Annotated in this window: 16 protein-coding genes; 9 read left to right on the top strand and 7 right to left on the bottom strand. The window is 66.6% G+C overall.

All coding sequences use genetic code 11. The features are described 5' to 3' along the window. The first annotated feature begins 27 nt into the window (after nt 1–27). Together AC0Z35_RS02230 and AC0Z35_RS02225 are read left to right on the top strand one after the other, a co-directional pair. Entirely contained in the window at nt 28–612 is a 585-nt protein-coding gene (locus AC0Z35_RS02230) for a YceI family protein (protein WP_046807111.1), read from the top strand. Between the two features lie 80 nt (nt 613–692). After that, nucleotides 693–1,139 (top strand): hypothetical protein, encoded by a 447-nt coding sequence (locus AC0Z35_RS02225; RefSeq protein ID WP_485131479.1) that lies wholly within the window; start codon nt 693–695, stop codon nt 1,137–1,139. A gap of 13 nt (nt 1,140–1,152) precedes the next feature. On the opposite strand, the gene AC0Z35_RS02220 is transcribed toward AC0Z35_RS02225, so the two are convergent. From AC0Z35_RS02220 to AC0Z35_RS02210, 3 genes are all read right to left on the bottom strand, one after another. Next, a complete protein-coding gene (locus tag AC0Z35_RS02220) occupies nt 1,153–1,599 on the bottom strand; it encodes an SRPBCC family protein (protein WP_104142186.1) in 447 nt (148 codons plus the stop codon). 73 nt (nt 1,600–1,672) lie between these two features. Then, nucleotides 1,673–3,250 (bottom strand): FAD-dependent monooxygenase, encoded by a 1,578-nt coding sequence (locus AC0Z35_RS02215; protein ID WP_223264713.1) that lies wholly within the window; start codon nt 3,248–3,250, stop codon nt 1,673–1,675. Nucleotides 3,251–3,380: 130 nt separating this feature from the next. Continuing rightward, nucleotides 3,381–3,890 (bottom strand): DUF1993 domain-containing protein, encoded by a 510-nt coding sequence (locus tag AC0Z35_RS02210; protein ID WP_104142189.1) that lies wholly within the window; start codon nt 3,888–3,890, stop codon nt 3,381–3,383. Between the two features lie 219 nt (nt 3,891–4,109). On the opposite strand from AC0Z35_RS02210, the gene AC0Z35_RS02205 reads away from it, so the two are divergent. The 3 genes from AC0Z35_RS02205 (at nt 4,110) to AC0Z35_RS02195 (ending at nt 6,712) form a co-directional block, all read left to right on the top strand. Then, nucleotides 4,110–4,985, top strand: coding sequence for an NAD(P)-dependent oxidoreductase (locus tag AC0Z35_RS02205; protein WP_046807113.1), 876 nt, complete (start codon nt 4,110–4,112; stop codon nt 4,983–4,985). Between the two features lie 61 nt (nt 4,986–5,046). Beyond that, nucleotides 5,047–6,012 carry a Bug family tripartite tricarboxylate transporter substrate binding protein gene (locus AC0Z35_RS02200; RefSeq protein WP_046807089.1) on the top strand — a complete coding sequence of 322 codons (966 nt, stop codon included), beginning with the start codon at nt 5,047–5,049 and terminating at the stop codon, nt 6,010–6,012. Nucleotides 6,013–6,043: 31 nt separating this feature from the next. Next, the gene (locus AC0Z35_RS02195; protein WP_046807090.1) at nt 6,044–6,712 is read left to right on the top strand and encodes an RraA family protein; all 669 of its coding nucleotides are present in this window, start codon (nt 6,044–6,046) and stop codon (nt 6,710–6,712) included. Nucleotides 6,713–6,724: 12 nt separating this feature from the next. On the opposite strand, the gene AC0Z35_RS02190 is transcribed toward AC0Z35_RS02195, so the two are convergent. Both AC0Z35_RS02190 and AC0Z35_RS02185 read right to left on the bottom strand, forming a co-directional pair. Continuing rightward, nucleotides 6,725–7,087 (bottom strand): hypothetical protein, encoded by a 363-nt coding sequence (locus AC0Z35_RS02190; RefSeq protein WP_120156847.1) that lies wholly within the window; start codon nt 7,085–7,087, stop codon nt 6,725–6,727. A gap of 18 nt (nt 7,088–7,105) precedes the next feature. After that, a complete protein-coding gene (locus AC0Z35_RS02185; protein WP_046807092.1) occupies nt 7,106–7,771 on the bottom strand; it encodes a GntR family transcriptional regulator in 666 nt (221 codons plus the stop codon). 155 nt (nt 7,772–7,926) lie between these two features. Here AC0Z35_RS02185 and AC0Z35_RS02180 point away from each other — a divergent pair, with 155 nt between their 5' ends. Next, the gene (locus tag AC0Z35_RS02180; RefSeq protein WP_485131480.1) at nt 7,927–8,781 is read left to right on the top strand and encodes an alpha/beta hydrolase; all 855 of its coding nucleotides are present in this window, start codon (nt 7,927–7,929) and stop codon (nt 8,779–8,781) included. A 36-nt stretch (nt 8,782–8,817) separates the two neighbouring features. Here AC0Z35_RS02180 and AC0Z35_RS02175 read toward each other — a convergent pair whose 3' ends face one another. Together AC0Z35_RS02175 and AC0Z35_RS02170 are read right to left on the bottom strand one after the other, a co-directional pair. Next, nucleotides 8,818–10,176 carry an ATP-binding protein gene (locus tag AC0Z35_RS02175; RefSeq protein ID WP_485131481.1) on the bottom strand — a complete coding sequence of 453 codons (1,359 nt, stop codon included), beginning with the start codon at nt 10,174–10,176 and terminating at the stop codon, nt 8,818–8,820. Beyond that, nucleotides 10,173–10,841, bottom strand: coding sequence for a response regulator transcription factor (locus tag AC0Z35_RS02170; protein WP_485131482.1), 669 nt, complete (start codon nt 10,839–10,841; stop codon nt 10,173–10,175). Before AC0Z35_RS02170 ends, AC0Z35_RS02175 begins: the two co-directional genes overlap by 4 nt. Before the next feature lie 140 nt (nt 10,842–10,981). Here AC0Z35_RS02170 and AC0Z35_RS02165 point away from each other — a divergent pair, with 140 nt between their 5' ends. The 3 genes from AC0Z35_RS02165 to AC0Z35_RS02155 all read left to right on the top strand — a co-directional run bounded on the left by AC0Z35_RS02165 (nt 10,982) and on the right by AC0Z35_RS02155 (nt 13,479). Next, nucleotides 10,982–11,740 (top strand): MipA/OmpV family protein, encoded by a 759-nt coding sequence (locus AC0Z35_RS02165; RefSeq protein WP_370512780.1) that lies wholly within the window; start codon nt 10,982–10,984, stop codon nt 11,738–11,740. Between the two features lie 226 nt (nt 11,741–11,966). Further along, on the top strand, nt 11,967–13,022 hold the full coding sequence (locus tag AC0Z35_RS02160; protein WP_485131483.1) for a Dyp-type peroxidase: 1,056 nt from the start codon (nt 11,967–11,969) through the stop codon (nt 13,020–13,022). Nucleotides 13,023–13,281: 259 nt separating this feature from the next. Then, nucleotides 13,282–13,479 carry a hypothetical protein gene (locus AC0Z35_RS02155; protein WP_146073884.1) on the top strand — a complete coding sequence of 66 codons (198 nt, stop codon included), beginning with the start codon at nt 13,282–13,284 and terminating at the stop codon, nt 13,477–13,479. Nucleotides 13,480–13,496: the final 17 nt, after the last annotated feature.

Raw genomic sequence — 13,496 nt, 5'->3', positions numbered from 1 at the left:
TAAGGAGCCTTGATGAAGCTGACTTCGATGAAGCGCATCCCGACCCTGATGCTGGGCGCCGCCGTGCTGGCGTTGTCCGCCCAGGTCGTCGCCGAGCCGGTCACCTACGACATCGACCCCTCGCACACCTATCCCAGCTTTGAGGCCGACCACTTCGGCGGCCTGTCCACGTGGCGCGGCAAATTCAACAAGTCCCAAGGCGTGGTGGTGCTGGACCGCCAGGCCCGCACCGGCACCGTCGAGGTCACCGTCGACATCAACTCGGTGGACTTCGGCCACGACGAGATGAACAAGCACGCGCTGGCGCCCGACATCTTCGACGCCGCCCGCTACCCCACCGCCACCTTCAAGGGCAAATTCACCAAGTTCGACGGCGACCGCCCCGAAGAGGCCACCGGCGACCTGACGCTGCGCGGCGTGACCCGCCGCGTCAAGCTGGACATCGACGACTTCAAGTGCATCCAGCACCCCATGGAAAAGCGCGAGGTCTGCGGCGCGGACGCCTCCACCGAATTCAGCCGCAAGGATTTCGGCCTGGACTTCGGCCTGGACATGGGCTTCAAGCCCGAAGTCGAACTGAAGATCCAGGTCGAGGCGGGGCGTCGGGGGTAGGGGGCTGATCCTGGCGCGTCCTATCGTGGATATGTAAGTCATAGCCGACATTTTTGCCAAATTTTCAGAAAAAGTCGGCTTTGGCTTACATTTGTGGGCCGGATCGGTGTACGCGCAGTGGCGCCAGTGTCGAGCTTTTTGACCACCTGGTCAGCGCCTACCTGACCTCGGGCATTTCAGGCTTGCAACCCAAGGTGTTGATGCCGGACGTGGTGACGACCAGCGTGTACGAGATCGATGACCCGCAATCCGGCCGCAAGCTGTCTGACCGGACGCTGGCGCTCAAGCTGAACAAAAGCCGCGAGTATCCCAGCAGGAAAACGCTGCTTCAGTTTGGCCGCACGGTGTGTGGCGTTGCCAGGCCGGAAACGGTTATCGACCGGATTGCCACGGCGATGCACGAGGTGCTGGAAGATGAAAAGCACCGCGTCGACGCCGATTTCCTGGGCAGGATGCGGGCCGAATGGCAGCAGGGCAGCGATTCCGTGCAAGCGCCTGTCTACTTCCAGGGCAAGCCCGGCGCGTGACGTCCCAGCCGGCCTACTCCGCCACTTCCGGCTCGACCAGCCGGGCCAGTTGCAGCAGGGATTCCTGCCAGCCCAGGTAGCACATTTCGGTGGGGATGGCGGCCGGGATGCCGCTTTGCTCGATGGTGATTTCCGTGCCGCACGACACCTTGCGCAGCTGGATGGTCGTCATCATTTCGCCGGGCATGCCGGGGTCGTCGAAGCGGTCGGAATAGCGCAGCCTTTCGCCGGGGACCAGTTCCAGGTATTCGCCGCCGAACGCATGGATCTGGTTCGATCCAAAATTGCGGAACGACATCTTGTAGGTGCCGCCTACCTTTGCGTCCAGTTGGTGGACCTGGCAGGTAAAGCCGTACGGGGGCAGCCATTTGGCGACGGCGTCGGCCTCCAGGAAGGCGCGGTAGATGCGGTCGGGGGTGGCGCGCAGGACGCGGTGGAAATTCACGGTGCCGGTAGTCATGGTGGATCGCCTTGAGAAGAGTGGGTCGTACTGATACGACGAACCGGCCGCGCCAACATCGACAGGGATCTTCCTAGGAAAAACCCTGAGAACGCAACCGGTCCACATACGCCGACAAGGCTTGCGCGTGGCGCTCGTCCGCGCGCAGGCCGACGTGGCCGTCCGCCCGTACCACCAGCAGCACGATCTTGTTCACGCCCAGCTGGCGGGCGGTGTCGGGCGACAGGTAGGCGTCCACATTGGACACCTCGGCGTTGGCCGTCAGTGCAACAACCACTTCAATGATGGGGCCGTCCGACAGCGCCGCCGTGTCGCGGTGGACCTGCGCCAGCTCGTCTTGCGGCGTGGCGCTGCCCCCGATCAACAGCGCGGTGTGGCCCAGCCGCTTGGTGTAGTCGTGCAGCTTGCCCGCGCCGCCTGACGCGAATTCGACGGGCAGGTGGTCGGGCAGGCGTTGCCCGGGCGACACGCTGGGTTGCGCATCGCCCATGACGATGGGCGAGCCGGCGTAATCGATGTCCAGCTCTGCCTCGGCCACGGCTTCGTGATGGCGCGTGGCGGGGTCGGAGAACGCGGCGCGGATCGCGGCGTCGCGCTCGCGGCGGGCCTCGGGATCCATGACCATTTGGGCGTTTTCGGCGGCGTCGCCCGATGCCATGACCTGGTCCGCCACCGGCCGGCGCTCGGCGTGGTAGCTGTCCAGCAAGGCGTCCGAGCAATGCCCCTGGCAAACCAGCGCCAGCTTCCAGCCCAGGTTGTAGGCGTCCTGCATGCCGCTGTTCATGCCGTGGCCCTGCGCGGGGCTGCACGTGTGCGCCGCGTCGCCGGCCAGCAGCGTGCGGCCCAGGCGAAAGCGCTGCGCGACCTTCGTGTGGCAATCAAAGCGGGTCGGGTGCGACACGCCTTCGAAGCGCGCGTCGGGCAGGTAACGGCGCAAGGTCTCCAGAGCGTCGTTCACCAGGTCCGACTGCGGCGAACTGGGCCGCAGATAGACGCGCCACCGACGCTCGGGCAGTGCGGTCAGGATCACGGGCGTCGGATCCAGGTAGGCGTAGTTGGCCTCGAACGAATCGGGCCATCCGGTGATGGCGGCGTCGAATACCGCCCAGGGCTGGTGGATGTCGTGCCCGTCCTGGCCGATACCCATCAGCGTGCGCACGGTGCTGTGGTGGCCGTCGCAGCCGACGACCCATTGGGTAAACACCTTGGACCGGACGCCGCCTTGCTCAAGGGTTGCCAGCACGCCGTCGGGGCGCTCTTGCAGCCCGACCAGCTTGGTGGCGCGAGTGACGCTGCCGCCCAGGGCTTGCAGATGGTCGGTCAGGATGGCTTCGGTGACTTCTTCCGAAATACCGATATTGAAGGGGTAGCGGCTGCCGCACAGCGCCAGATCGATGTCGCCCAGCACGTTGCCGGCGGCGTGGATGCGCGCGCGGCGCTGCTTGACGCCGGCATCCAGCAACGGCGCGGCGATGCCCAAAGCGTCCAGGATTTCGATGGTGCGAGGGTGGACCACGGTGGCGCGGTCCCAGTCCAGCGGCCGTTCGTGCGCGTCGATCAGCAGGCAATCGACGCCGCGTCGAAAAAGCTCCGAGGCGGTGAGCAGGCCGGCGGGGCCGGCGCCCACGATCAGAACGGTCGTCGCGATCATCAAGCTTTCTCCAGTCGGCCCGCGCCGCCCATGCGTGGGCGTCTGGCGAAATTAGAGCAAGCCGAGGGAAAGCGTCAATGAAAGCGGCCCTTGCCTGATGGGCGAGGGCCGGCTTACCGGTGCGTCGGTATCAGTACGCGCCCATGTAGTCGCGCTTGCCGACTTCGATGCCGTTGTGGCGCAGCAGGGCGTAGGCCGTGGTGACGTGGAAGAAGAACTGCGGCAGGCCGTAGTGCAGCAGGTAGGCGCTGCCCGACAGCTTCTTTTCCTTGGGCGTGCCCGGACGCAGCACGATTTCCAGCGTGGCGGCTTTCTCGAACTGTTCCGGCGTGAACGCGCCGACGTGCGCCAGCGTCTTGTTGATCAACGCTTGCAGCTCGGCAAAGGTGGCTTCGCCTTCGGGCCAGGACGGCACCTCGGCGCCGGCCAGGCGCGAGGCGATGCCCTTGGCGAAGTCGCAGGCGATCTGCACCTGGCGCGACAGCGGGAACATGTCCGGGTACAGGCGGGCGCCCAGGTAGGCGGACGCGTCGATGTTCTTGGCCGTGGCGTGCGCTTCGGCTTTCTTCAGCACGTCCGACAGGGCGGACAGCATCTGCTTGATGACGGGAACGGAGGCGTCGTACAGGGGTTGGGTCATGGGGGCTCGCTGGAATAAGGGTAGGCGGGCGCGGGAAATTCCCTGCGCGGCTGCGGCAAGACTACCAGCAATTGATGGCGTTCGTTCCCGCTGGTATTTTGTACTTTTAATGTATCCAGAATTCACTAAACCTGGGGTTTGTACGGGGTATATCTGCCGTTTTTCGTTGCGCTATAACCCAGTATGTATTTTTTATGTATTTTTACGGTTCGGGTGCAAATGAAAATCGCATTGTTGGGTTGTGGGGAAGTGGGCCATTGCTACGCCGAGGCGTGGCGGGCGGGCGGACACCAGATCGTGGGGATCTGTGAGCTAAGGCAAGACGCAGAGATGCAGCAGCGCGCCCAGGCGCATGGCGCCCCGTTGCATGCCACCCCCGGCGCGTGGCTGCAAGAGGCCGACATCGTCGCCTCGGCCGTGTTCGGCCACGCCGCGCTGGCCGTCGCCACGGCGGCTTTGCCGCACTTGCGCCAGGACGCGGCGTATGCCGACTTCACCACCGCCAGCTCGGGCGACATGCGCGCCGCGGCCCAGGTGGCGGCGCAGCACGGCGTGCCGTTCACCGACGTGGCCATCATGGGCGCCATCGCGTTGTTGGGCGCGCGCACGCCGCTGCTGTGCGCCGGCACGGGCGCTGAAAAAGTGGCGGCCTTTACCGCCGATTGCGGCGCGCCCGCACAAGCCATCGATGGCCAGGCCGGCGATGCCGTGCGCTTGAAATTGCTGCGCAGCATCCTGACCAAGGGCATGGAAAGCCTGGCCGTGGAATGCCTGGTTGCCGCCGAAAGCATGGGCCTGCGCGCCTCGTTGTACGACGTGCTGTCGGACATGGACCGCACGCCGCTCACCACGTTCGTCGATTCGTTCGTGCGTTCGCACGTGTTGCACGCGCCGCGCCGCCTGGCCGAAGTGCGCGAGGCCCGCGAACAACTGGTCGAAGCCGGCTTGCAACCGCTGGTGCTGGACGGCGTGGAACGCCTGTTCGCGCGCACTGCCAAGGGGATTGAAGCGGCGCGCGAGGCAGGCTCGTTCAACGTGCCCGATTCGGTCGACGCGCGGCTGGCCTGGCTGACGCCGCTGGCCCGGCAATCCTGATTTCTGACAAAGCGGCCCCGCAGAGGGCCGCTGGCATCAACAAAACCTGGAGAGGAAGACAATGACGTCCCTGAAGACTTTGCTGGCGGCCACGCTGCTTATCTCGTCGGCCGCCGCCGGCGCCGCCGACATGGGCACGGCCCCGATCACGCTGATTTCGCCCTTTCCGCCGGGTGGCGGCACCGACACACTGACCCGCATGATCGGGTCGGCCATCGCCCAGGACACCGGCTGGAACATCGTTGTGGAAAACAAGCCGGGCGCCGGCGGCAACCTGGCGCTGGACGCCACGGCGCGTGCCAAGCCCGACGGCCATACGTTGGTCATGGCCCAGACGGACAACATCGTGCTCAACCCGTGGCTGTACAACAAGCTTAGCTACGACACGTTCAAGGACTTCAAGCCGGTCGGCCTGGTGGCCTCGTCGCCCAGCGTGTTCGTGGTGGTGCCCGAGTCGCCCTACAAAACGCTGGACGATGTGGTGAAAGCCGCCAAGGCGCGGCCCGGCCAAATCTCGCTGGGCATCCCCGGCATCGGCGGCAGCGGCGACCTGATCGGCCACCTATGGCGCAAGGCCGCGGGCATGGAGTTGATGCACGTGCCGTATCGCGGCTGGTCGCAGGCGTTTCCGGATCTGGCCAGCGGCCGCATCGACCTCTACACCGGTTCGGTGGCTTCGTTGCTGCCGCAGATCCGGGGCGGCAAGGTGCGCGCGCTGGCGGTGGTGGCGGACGCGCGTTCGCCCGCCTTGCCCGACGTGCCGACCTTTGCCGAAAGCGGTTTCAAGACCATCAACCAGACCATCTGGTGGGGCTTGATGGCGCCGGGCAAGACGCCGGACGACGTCGTCGCCACGCTGAACCAGGCGCTGAACGCATCGCAGGCCAAGCCGGAACTGGTGAAGAAGTTGGAGGACTCGGGCTACAGCGTCATGACGGGCACGCCCGCGGACCTGGCCAAGCGCCATCGCGCCGACCACGACGTCTTCGGCAAGGTCGTGCAGGAAGCCGGCATCCCGAAGCAATGAACCCCAACATCGAACGCAACAGGAGCACCCCATGATCGGCTTTGATATCCGCCCGCGCCAACGCGCGGTCAGCAGCGATTTCGTCGAGAAATTCCGCCACATCCCGGTGGCCAACATCAGCGATTGCATGTGGCGCATGACGGCGGGCGGCGCACGCCTGCGCCCCATGCATGACGGCACCTTGCTGGCCGGCCCGGCCGTGACGGTGCGCACGCGCCCCGGCGACAACCTGCTGGTGCACAAGGCATTGGATCTGGCCCAGCCGGGCGACGTGGTGGTGGTGGACGCGGGCGGCGACCTGACCAACGCCATCATCGGCGAAATCATGACGACCTACGCGCAGACGCGCGGGCTGGCCGGCATCGTGATCAACGGCGCCATTCGCGACTGCGGCACCATCCGGCGCGGCTCGTTTCCGGTATACGCGGCGGGCGTCACGCATCGCGGGCCGTACAAGGACGGGCCGGGTGAAATCAACGTGGTGATCTCGCTGGACGGCATGACGATCGAGCCGGGCGATTTGATCCTGGGCGACGAAGATGGCCTGCTGGCGTTGCCCTACGACCAGGTGCCCGCGCTGTACGAGGCCGCCTCGGCCAAGCACGCGGTGGAAGAAAAGATGCTGGCCCAGATTGCCGCCGGCACGCTGGACACATCGTGGATCGACGCGCGCATGAAGGCGCAGGGCTGGAAGCCGTAGCGGGCAGCCGTCTTAGCCCCGGCCGATACCCAGGCGGCGCAGCAGCCGGTCCTTCAGCCCGCCCGCGTACGCCCAGGACAGCACCGCCAGCACCAGCATGGTCACCGTGAAGTACGCGCGCGCGGCCAGCGGCACGGGGTTGATCTGCGCGATGGTGCGCAGCGGCTCGTAGTTCGTGAAGTCGCTGGCGGCCAGCGTGCTGAACAGCAGCGCCAGCACCGGCCCCGTGAAATGCGGGCGCTCGCCGCGCGTGGGGTCATTGCCGCGCGACATCCACTGCATCAGGCGGAACAACTGCACCACGAGGGTGGCAAGCGGGATGGCGACCGCCAGCAGCAGGACAAAAAGGGCAACCAGGATCTGAGGCGAATTCATAAATATCGGTAAAGCCCATCATGCGGCTGTTGCATCGGCCGGCGGCTTGCGCTGGCTGCGAAACAACAGGTGCGTGCTGGTCAGGTGAAAACGCATGGCGATGTCGGCGCAGGCCGCATCGCGCGCGCGCAAGGCGGCGATGATCTGGCGGTGGTGTTCCACGCTGCGCAGCATGTCGTCGTGCGTATAGAAATAGAACGAGCCGATGATGATCGGCATGTCCAGCAGGTTTTCCACCATCGTGCGCACGCGCGCCGATTGGGCCGCGTCCAGCAGCGCATGGTGAAAAAGGTTATTGCAATGCTGCACCCGCGCCACCTTGTCGGCATCGTCGGACAGGATGGCGTCCAGCATGCGCTGGTTGATCTGTTCAAGATGGTCGATCTGCTGCGGCGTGGCCCGTTCGGCGGCGCTGCGCGCGGCATAGGGTTCCAGCAGCAGGCGCAGTTCGAACGCTTCGTTGATGTCGCGGTCCACCCAGCCCAGCACCTCGGCGCCGCGCCGGCCTTCGCGCTTGACCAGGCCATCGGCAACCAGCCGTTCGATGGCGCTGCGCACCGGTGTGCGGCTGACGGAGAGTTCGGCCGCGATGTGTTCTTCGCGCAGCCGTTCGCCAGGCAGGAACACGCCGGACATCAGGCGTCGGCGCAGTTCTGCATAGACAAGATCGCGGGCGCTGGTCATGGTGAAGAAGGGGCTTTCCTGGGGGGCGCGAAGAGTTCCAGACTATACCCGAAGGCGACTTGAAAACAGCGTCTGCAAGACGGCCGGCCACGTTGCCGCCCGCCGCCGTTTATGGCTGAATAAAGCCATCCTGTTTCGATGAAGAGCGCACCGCCATGGGCCAGCACAATTTCCCCGCCCTGCCGCCGCAACCCGCCGAGATCGCCATCGGCGTGGCGGCCGGCGATATCCACCATCACCTTGTCACCGCGCCGGATGGCAAGCGCGTGTATCGCCTGTCGGTCTGGACGCCGCCGCTTGACCCGGCGCCGCCCACCGGCTACCCGCTGCTGCTGATGCTGGATGGCGCGGCGGTGTTCGACAGCTTGACGCGCACGCAGGCGGCATTGCCGCCCGGGCGGTCGCTGCAAGCGGTGGTGGTGGGTGTGGACCATGACGATGCCAAGCCGTTTGATCCCAAGGCCAATCTGGCGGCGCGGTCCTACGACTACACGCCGCCATCGCCCGGTGCGGACGCGCCCCGCGGCGCGCCCAACAACCCCGACGCCGTGGGCTGGGCCAAGCGGGGCGGGGGCGCGGATCATTTCCTGGACCTGCTGCTGCAACAGGTGCTGCCGCTGGTGCAGGCGCGTTATCCCGTGGACCCGGGCAACCGCAATCTGTACGGCCATTCGTATGGCGGGCTGTTCGTGCTGCACGCGGCGCTGACGCGGCCGCAGGCGTTTCAGCGCTATGTGGCGGCCAGCCCGTCGATCTGGTGGAACGACCACACCATCCTGCAAGCGCTGGCCTCGCCTGCGCCGGTACTGCCGGCCGGCATCGACGTAACGGTCATGGCCGGCGCCGAAGCCAAAGGCCAGGACGACGCGCCGGGCAGCCCCGAAAGCGTCGTGCGCGCCCTGTCGCGGATTACGCATGTGCGCGCAGACTTGCAGGTGTTTCCCGGCCTGGGGCACGGCGCGATGCTGCCCGCCTCGCTGGCGGCAACGCTGCAACGGTATGTCAGATAGCGCCACGACAGCGCTTGCAGTGCTGCGCTGGCAGCACTACACCCGCTGGTCAAATGCGATCGTCAAGCTCACGCCGCGTCCCGCCGGCCCCAGCCCGGTTCCCCATTCGATTCGCGCGCCGTGCGCCTTGGCAATCTGCGCTACCAGCGACAAACCGATGCCGCTGCCGTGTTCCGCCGTGCCGGGCGGCCGGTAGAAGCGGTCGAACACGCGTTCGCGTTCGGCCGGTGCGATGCCCGGCCCGTCGTCCGACACGCTAAGGTAGGCGCCGCCCGCAACCAGCGGCCCGCAACGAATCTGAATGCGGCCGCCGGCCGGCGTATAGCGCAACGCGTTGTCCACCAGGTTGCGCACCAGCACGCCCAGGGCGTCTACATTGCCCGGCACGGACACGGCTTCGGTGTCCAGGGCAATGCGCTGCTGTCGCGATGCGGCCGGCATTTCGCTGTCGCGCGCGATCATTTCCGCCAGCCGATCCAGCGGCACGGGTTCGATTGCGCTTTCGTCCTGCGCCTGCGTGCGCGCCTGTTCCAGCAACTGTTCGGCCAGCCGCGCCGTACGCGTGGCCACCTGCCGCAATTGCCCGACCGCCTGCGCGCGCGCCGCCTCGCTTTCGCTGCGCAGCGCCAGTTCGGCATACGTGCTTAACGCCGCCAGCGGGGTGCGCAGCTCGTGCGCCGCGTCGGCCACGAAGCGGCGCTCGCGGTCCAAAGAGGCCGACAGGCGTTGCAGCAGGTCGTTGATGGCGCCGACAAAGGGGCGCAATTCGCCCGGCATGCCCGCCGTGGGCACCGGCGTCAGGTCCACGCCGGTGCGGTGCAGGATGGCGTCGCGCGCGTGGTCCACGGGACGAAACGCGCGCCGGATCACCAGCCACGTCAGCGCCATCAGCGTCGGGAACAGCACGCTTAGAAACCACAGACTGCTCCACATGCGGTCGGCGGTTTTCTGCCGCAGCTCTTTAACCGACTTGGCAAACTGCACCTGCACGCGGCCGTCGGCGTCCGACACCGCGTACGCGCGCCACGGTTCACCTTGCAGGATGATGTTGCGATAACCGTCTTGGTAGTCCGGCACCAAGGGCTCGGCGGGCGCCCAGGGCGATTGCAGGACCAGCCGCTTGTCGGCCAGCGACCACGCCTGGAAGTTGGCGGTTTCGCCGTCCATCCGGGCGGGCGCGGACAATTCAAAACGGTCTTCGCGCGACGGCTCCGCTTCCAGCAGGCTGGTGGGAATGGACACCAGCGCCTTTTGCGCGCCGTAGCGCAGGCCCTGGTCGAACATGCCGGTTTCAGCGCGCGTCTGCTGCACGTAGATCAGCGCAAACACGATCAACCCCGTGGCCAGCATGGCAAGCAGCAGGGTGATGGCCACCCGTCGGCGCAGCGTCATCATGGCGCGGTGTCCGCCACGATGCGATAGCCCATGCCGTGCTGGGTTTCGATCAGCCCGTCGCCCAGCTTGCGCCGCAGCTGGTGGATGTACACCGCCACCGTGTTGCTTTCGATCGTGCCGCTGCTGCCGTACACCGCCGCTTCAAGCTGATCCCGGCTGACCGTGTGGCCCATGCGCTGCATCAGCGCCAGCAGCGTGTGGTATTCATGCGCGCTCAAGCTGACGTCGCGGCCGCGTTGCCTGACCCGGCGGCCGGCCGGTTCCAGCACCACGTCGCGGCAGCGCAGCGCCGACACCACACTGTTGCTGCTGCGCCGAAGCACCGCGCGCAGCCGGGCCTGCAGCTCGTCCAGCTGAAACGGCTTTACCAGGTAATCGTCGGCGCCCGCATCCAGGCCCTGGATGCGTTCACTGAGGCGGTCGCGCGCCGTGATGATCAGAACGGGGGTGGTGTCGAAACGGCCGCGCAACGTCTTGAGCAGCGCCAGGCCGCTGCCTTCAGGCAGGCCCAGGTCCAGCAGCACGGCGTGGTAGCCGTGGTCCACCAGCGCCAGTTGCGCGTCGGGCAGGGTGCGCACCCAGTGGACGCTGGCGCCGTCATCGGCCAGGCCCGCGTGCAGCGCGTCGCCCAGCATGGGGTCGTCTTCAACAAGCAGGATACGCAAACACACTCCAGACCGGGACCCGCGCCAGGCGGGCGGCGGGTCTTAAAGAAATTTTAAAAGTTGCAGAAGACAATTCGGGCCGATCCCGTGGGCGGCCGCCCGCGGCCAACGACACGAATGAAAAGGAAGCCCTGATGCGGATGGGTATAGTAGCAAGCGGCCTGATGGCGGGCGCGGTGCTTGGCGGGGCCGGCGTGGCCCAGGCGCAGGGCGCCAACGGCATAGGTTTAGGGGTCGGAGCCATACCGGTCTATGAAGGGTCCAGCGAATATCGCGCCTTGCCCGTGCCGCTGATCAACTACCACTCCGGCAACTTTTTCATCACGCCGCGCATGGGTTTGCCCGCGATGGGGCTGAAGACGTCGCTGGCCACCGACCTGGACGCGGGCGTTTTCGTGGGGCTGAGCCTGGGCCGCAAGGCGGACGACGCCGACCGCACCAAAGGGCTGGACGACATCAAGTTCCATGGCGCCTACGGCGCCTACGTGGAATGGCGGCCGGGCCGGTATTCGCTGGGCGCGGGTTACAAGCAGGCGGCGCGCAGCGGCTATGGCGGCACGCTGGAACTGCGCGCCTCGTACGCAGCGCTGATGACCGAGCGGAACGTGGTGCAGGTTGGCGTCAGGACCGAATGGGCCAACCACGACGCCATGCAGACCTGGTTCGGCGTGACGTCCTCGCAAGCGGCGCGCAGCCGCGAAGGCTTGTCCACCTATTCGCCGTCGTCGGGCTTCAAGTCGGCGGCGCTGTACACCACCTGGACCTATCGCATCGACCCCAGTTGGAGCACCGTGTCCACCCTGGGCGTAAGCACCTTGCTGGGCGATGCGCGTGACAGCCCGCTGACTGAGCGCAAGACGAATATGTTTGGGTCGGTGGGCGTCATGTATCGCTTCTAAGGCGGGACGGCGGGACGGCGGGACGGCGGGGCAGCGGGCTTGGCGGCAGCCGGCTTCCCGGCAGCGGGCGGCCGGGCAACGCGCAGCGCGCAACAAACAAGGCGCAACCCGCAGCGTTATTTTGTTCAAGAAAACGCACCGGGTGCCGGATACAATTTCCGCGCGAAATCCCGGATGTTTCCTCGCTTCCTCGTTTTCCCATTCCCTCATTCCCTTGAGCCCCGCCATGCCCGCCACTTCGCCCGCCCTTCCGCCCGAACCCCAAGCCGTGCACAGCCCGACGACGCGGCACGCGATCTTTATCGTGGCCACGATCAACCCCGGCGCCGACGCCGCGCAAACGGTGCGGTCGTGGTGCGAAGACGTGGCCACGCGCGTGCGCACCGTCAACACGCGCTCGCCGGAGCAAAACCTGTCCTGTGTGTGCGCGTTCGGCTCCGACGCGTGGGACGCGCTGTTCGGCCAGCCGCGTCCGGCCAGCCTGCATCCGTTCCGGGTGTTCGGCGAAGGCGCGCGCGTGGCAGTGGCCACGCCCGGCGATATCCTGCTGCACATCCGCGCCGATTCCATGGACCTGTGCTTTGAAGTGGCAACGCTGCTGATGCAAGGCCTGGGCGACGCCGTGACGGTGGTGGACGAGGTGCACGGCTTCCGCTATTTCGACCGCCGCGCCATCATCGGCTTTGTGGACGGCACCGAAAACCCCGAAGGCCGCGAAGCCGTGAACTTCACCGTCATCGGCGACGAAGACGCCGAGTTTGCCGGCGGCAGCTACGTGCTGGTGCAAAAGTACCTGCACGACATGGCGGCCTGGAACGCGCTGACGGTTGAAAGCCAGGAAGGCGTCATCGGGCGCCACAAGCTATCCAACGTTGAACTGGACGACGACATCAAGCCGGCGTCCTCGCACAGCGCGCTGACCACGCTGGAAGAGAACGGCCAAGAGATCAAGATCCTGCGCGACAACATGCCCTTCGGCCGCGCGGGCATGGGCGAGTTCGGTACGTACTTCATCGGCTACGCGCGTTCGCCCGCGCCCATCGAGCAGATGCTTGAAAACATGTTCGTGGGCCGCCCGGCGGGCAACTACGACCGCTTGCTGGATTACAGCCAGGCGGTGACGGGCGGGCTGTTCTTCGTGCCGTCGGCGCAATTGCTGGAGCAGTTGGCCGAACGCGCGCCGGTCGTGGCTGTTGTCCAGGACGACGCCGCGCCGGTGGTGGCCAGCGCGCCAAGCGCACCGGTCGCACCGGTCGCGCCGGGCGTACCGACCGTGCCGTAGGGGCGGCGGCCGAGGCCGGCAATATCTTGCACCCTGACGCGGTGCCGCGCAGGCGCGGCAGGGCGCAAGAACGCCATCCTCTACGACTAAAGACCGATGCGCCGGTCGCGCCCCGCTGCTACTGTCCGCCCGGAGCAGATCGGCATTGCCGGCCACGGCGCTTTCCGATTGCATCGTCACGCGGCACGTGCCGTGCGGTGGCTGCTGCTCAGCCGATGCCGACGCGGTTTTCTTCGTCGGCAAGCAGCAGGAGAATCGCATGAAGACCAACCATCAACCGTCCACGGCCAGCCAGGCGCAAGACGCCCAGGTCCAGGCCCTGACGGCACAAGAAATCCAGCAGGTCAGCGGCGGCTACGGCCAGAACCGCTCTTTCGGCGTCGTCGTGCCGCAGCGTAGCGTCCCCGGCCAGGGGTCGGTAACCCCGACGTCCGGCAAGACCTTTTTCACGCGCTGATGCAGGGGGGCGCGGCG

The sequence above is a fragment of the Achromobacter sp. 1L-A-4-B-C2 genome, from assembly GCF_057291955.1.
Note: the sequence above shows the minus strand (reverse complement) of the source record. Positions and strands in the feature narration are given on the sequence as shown.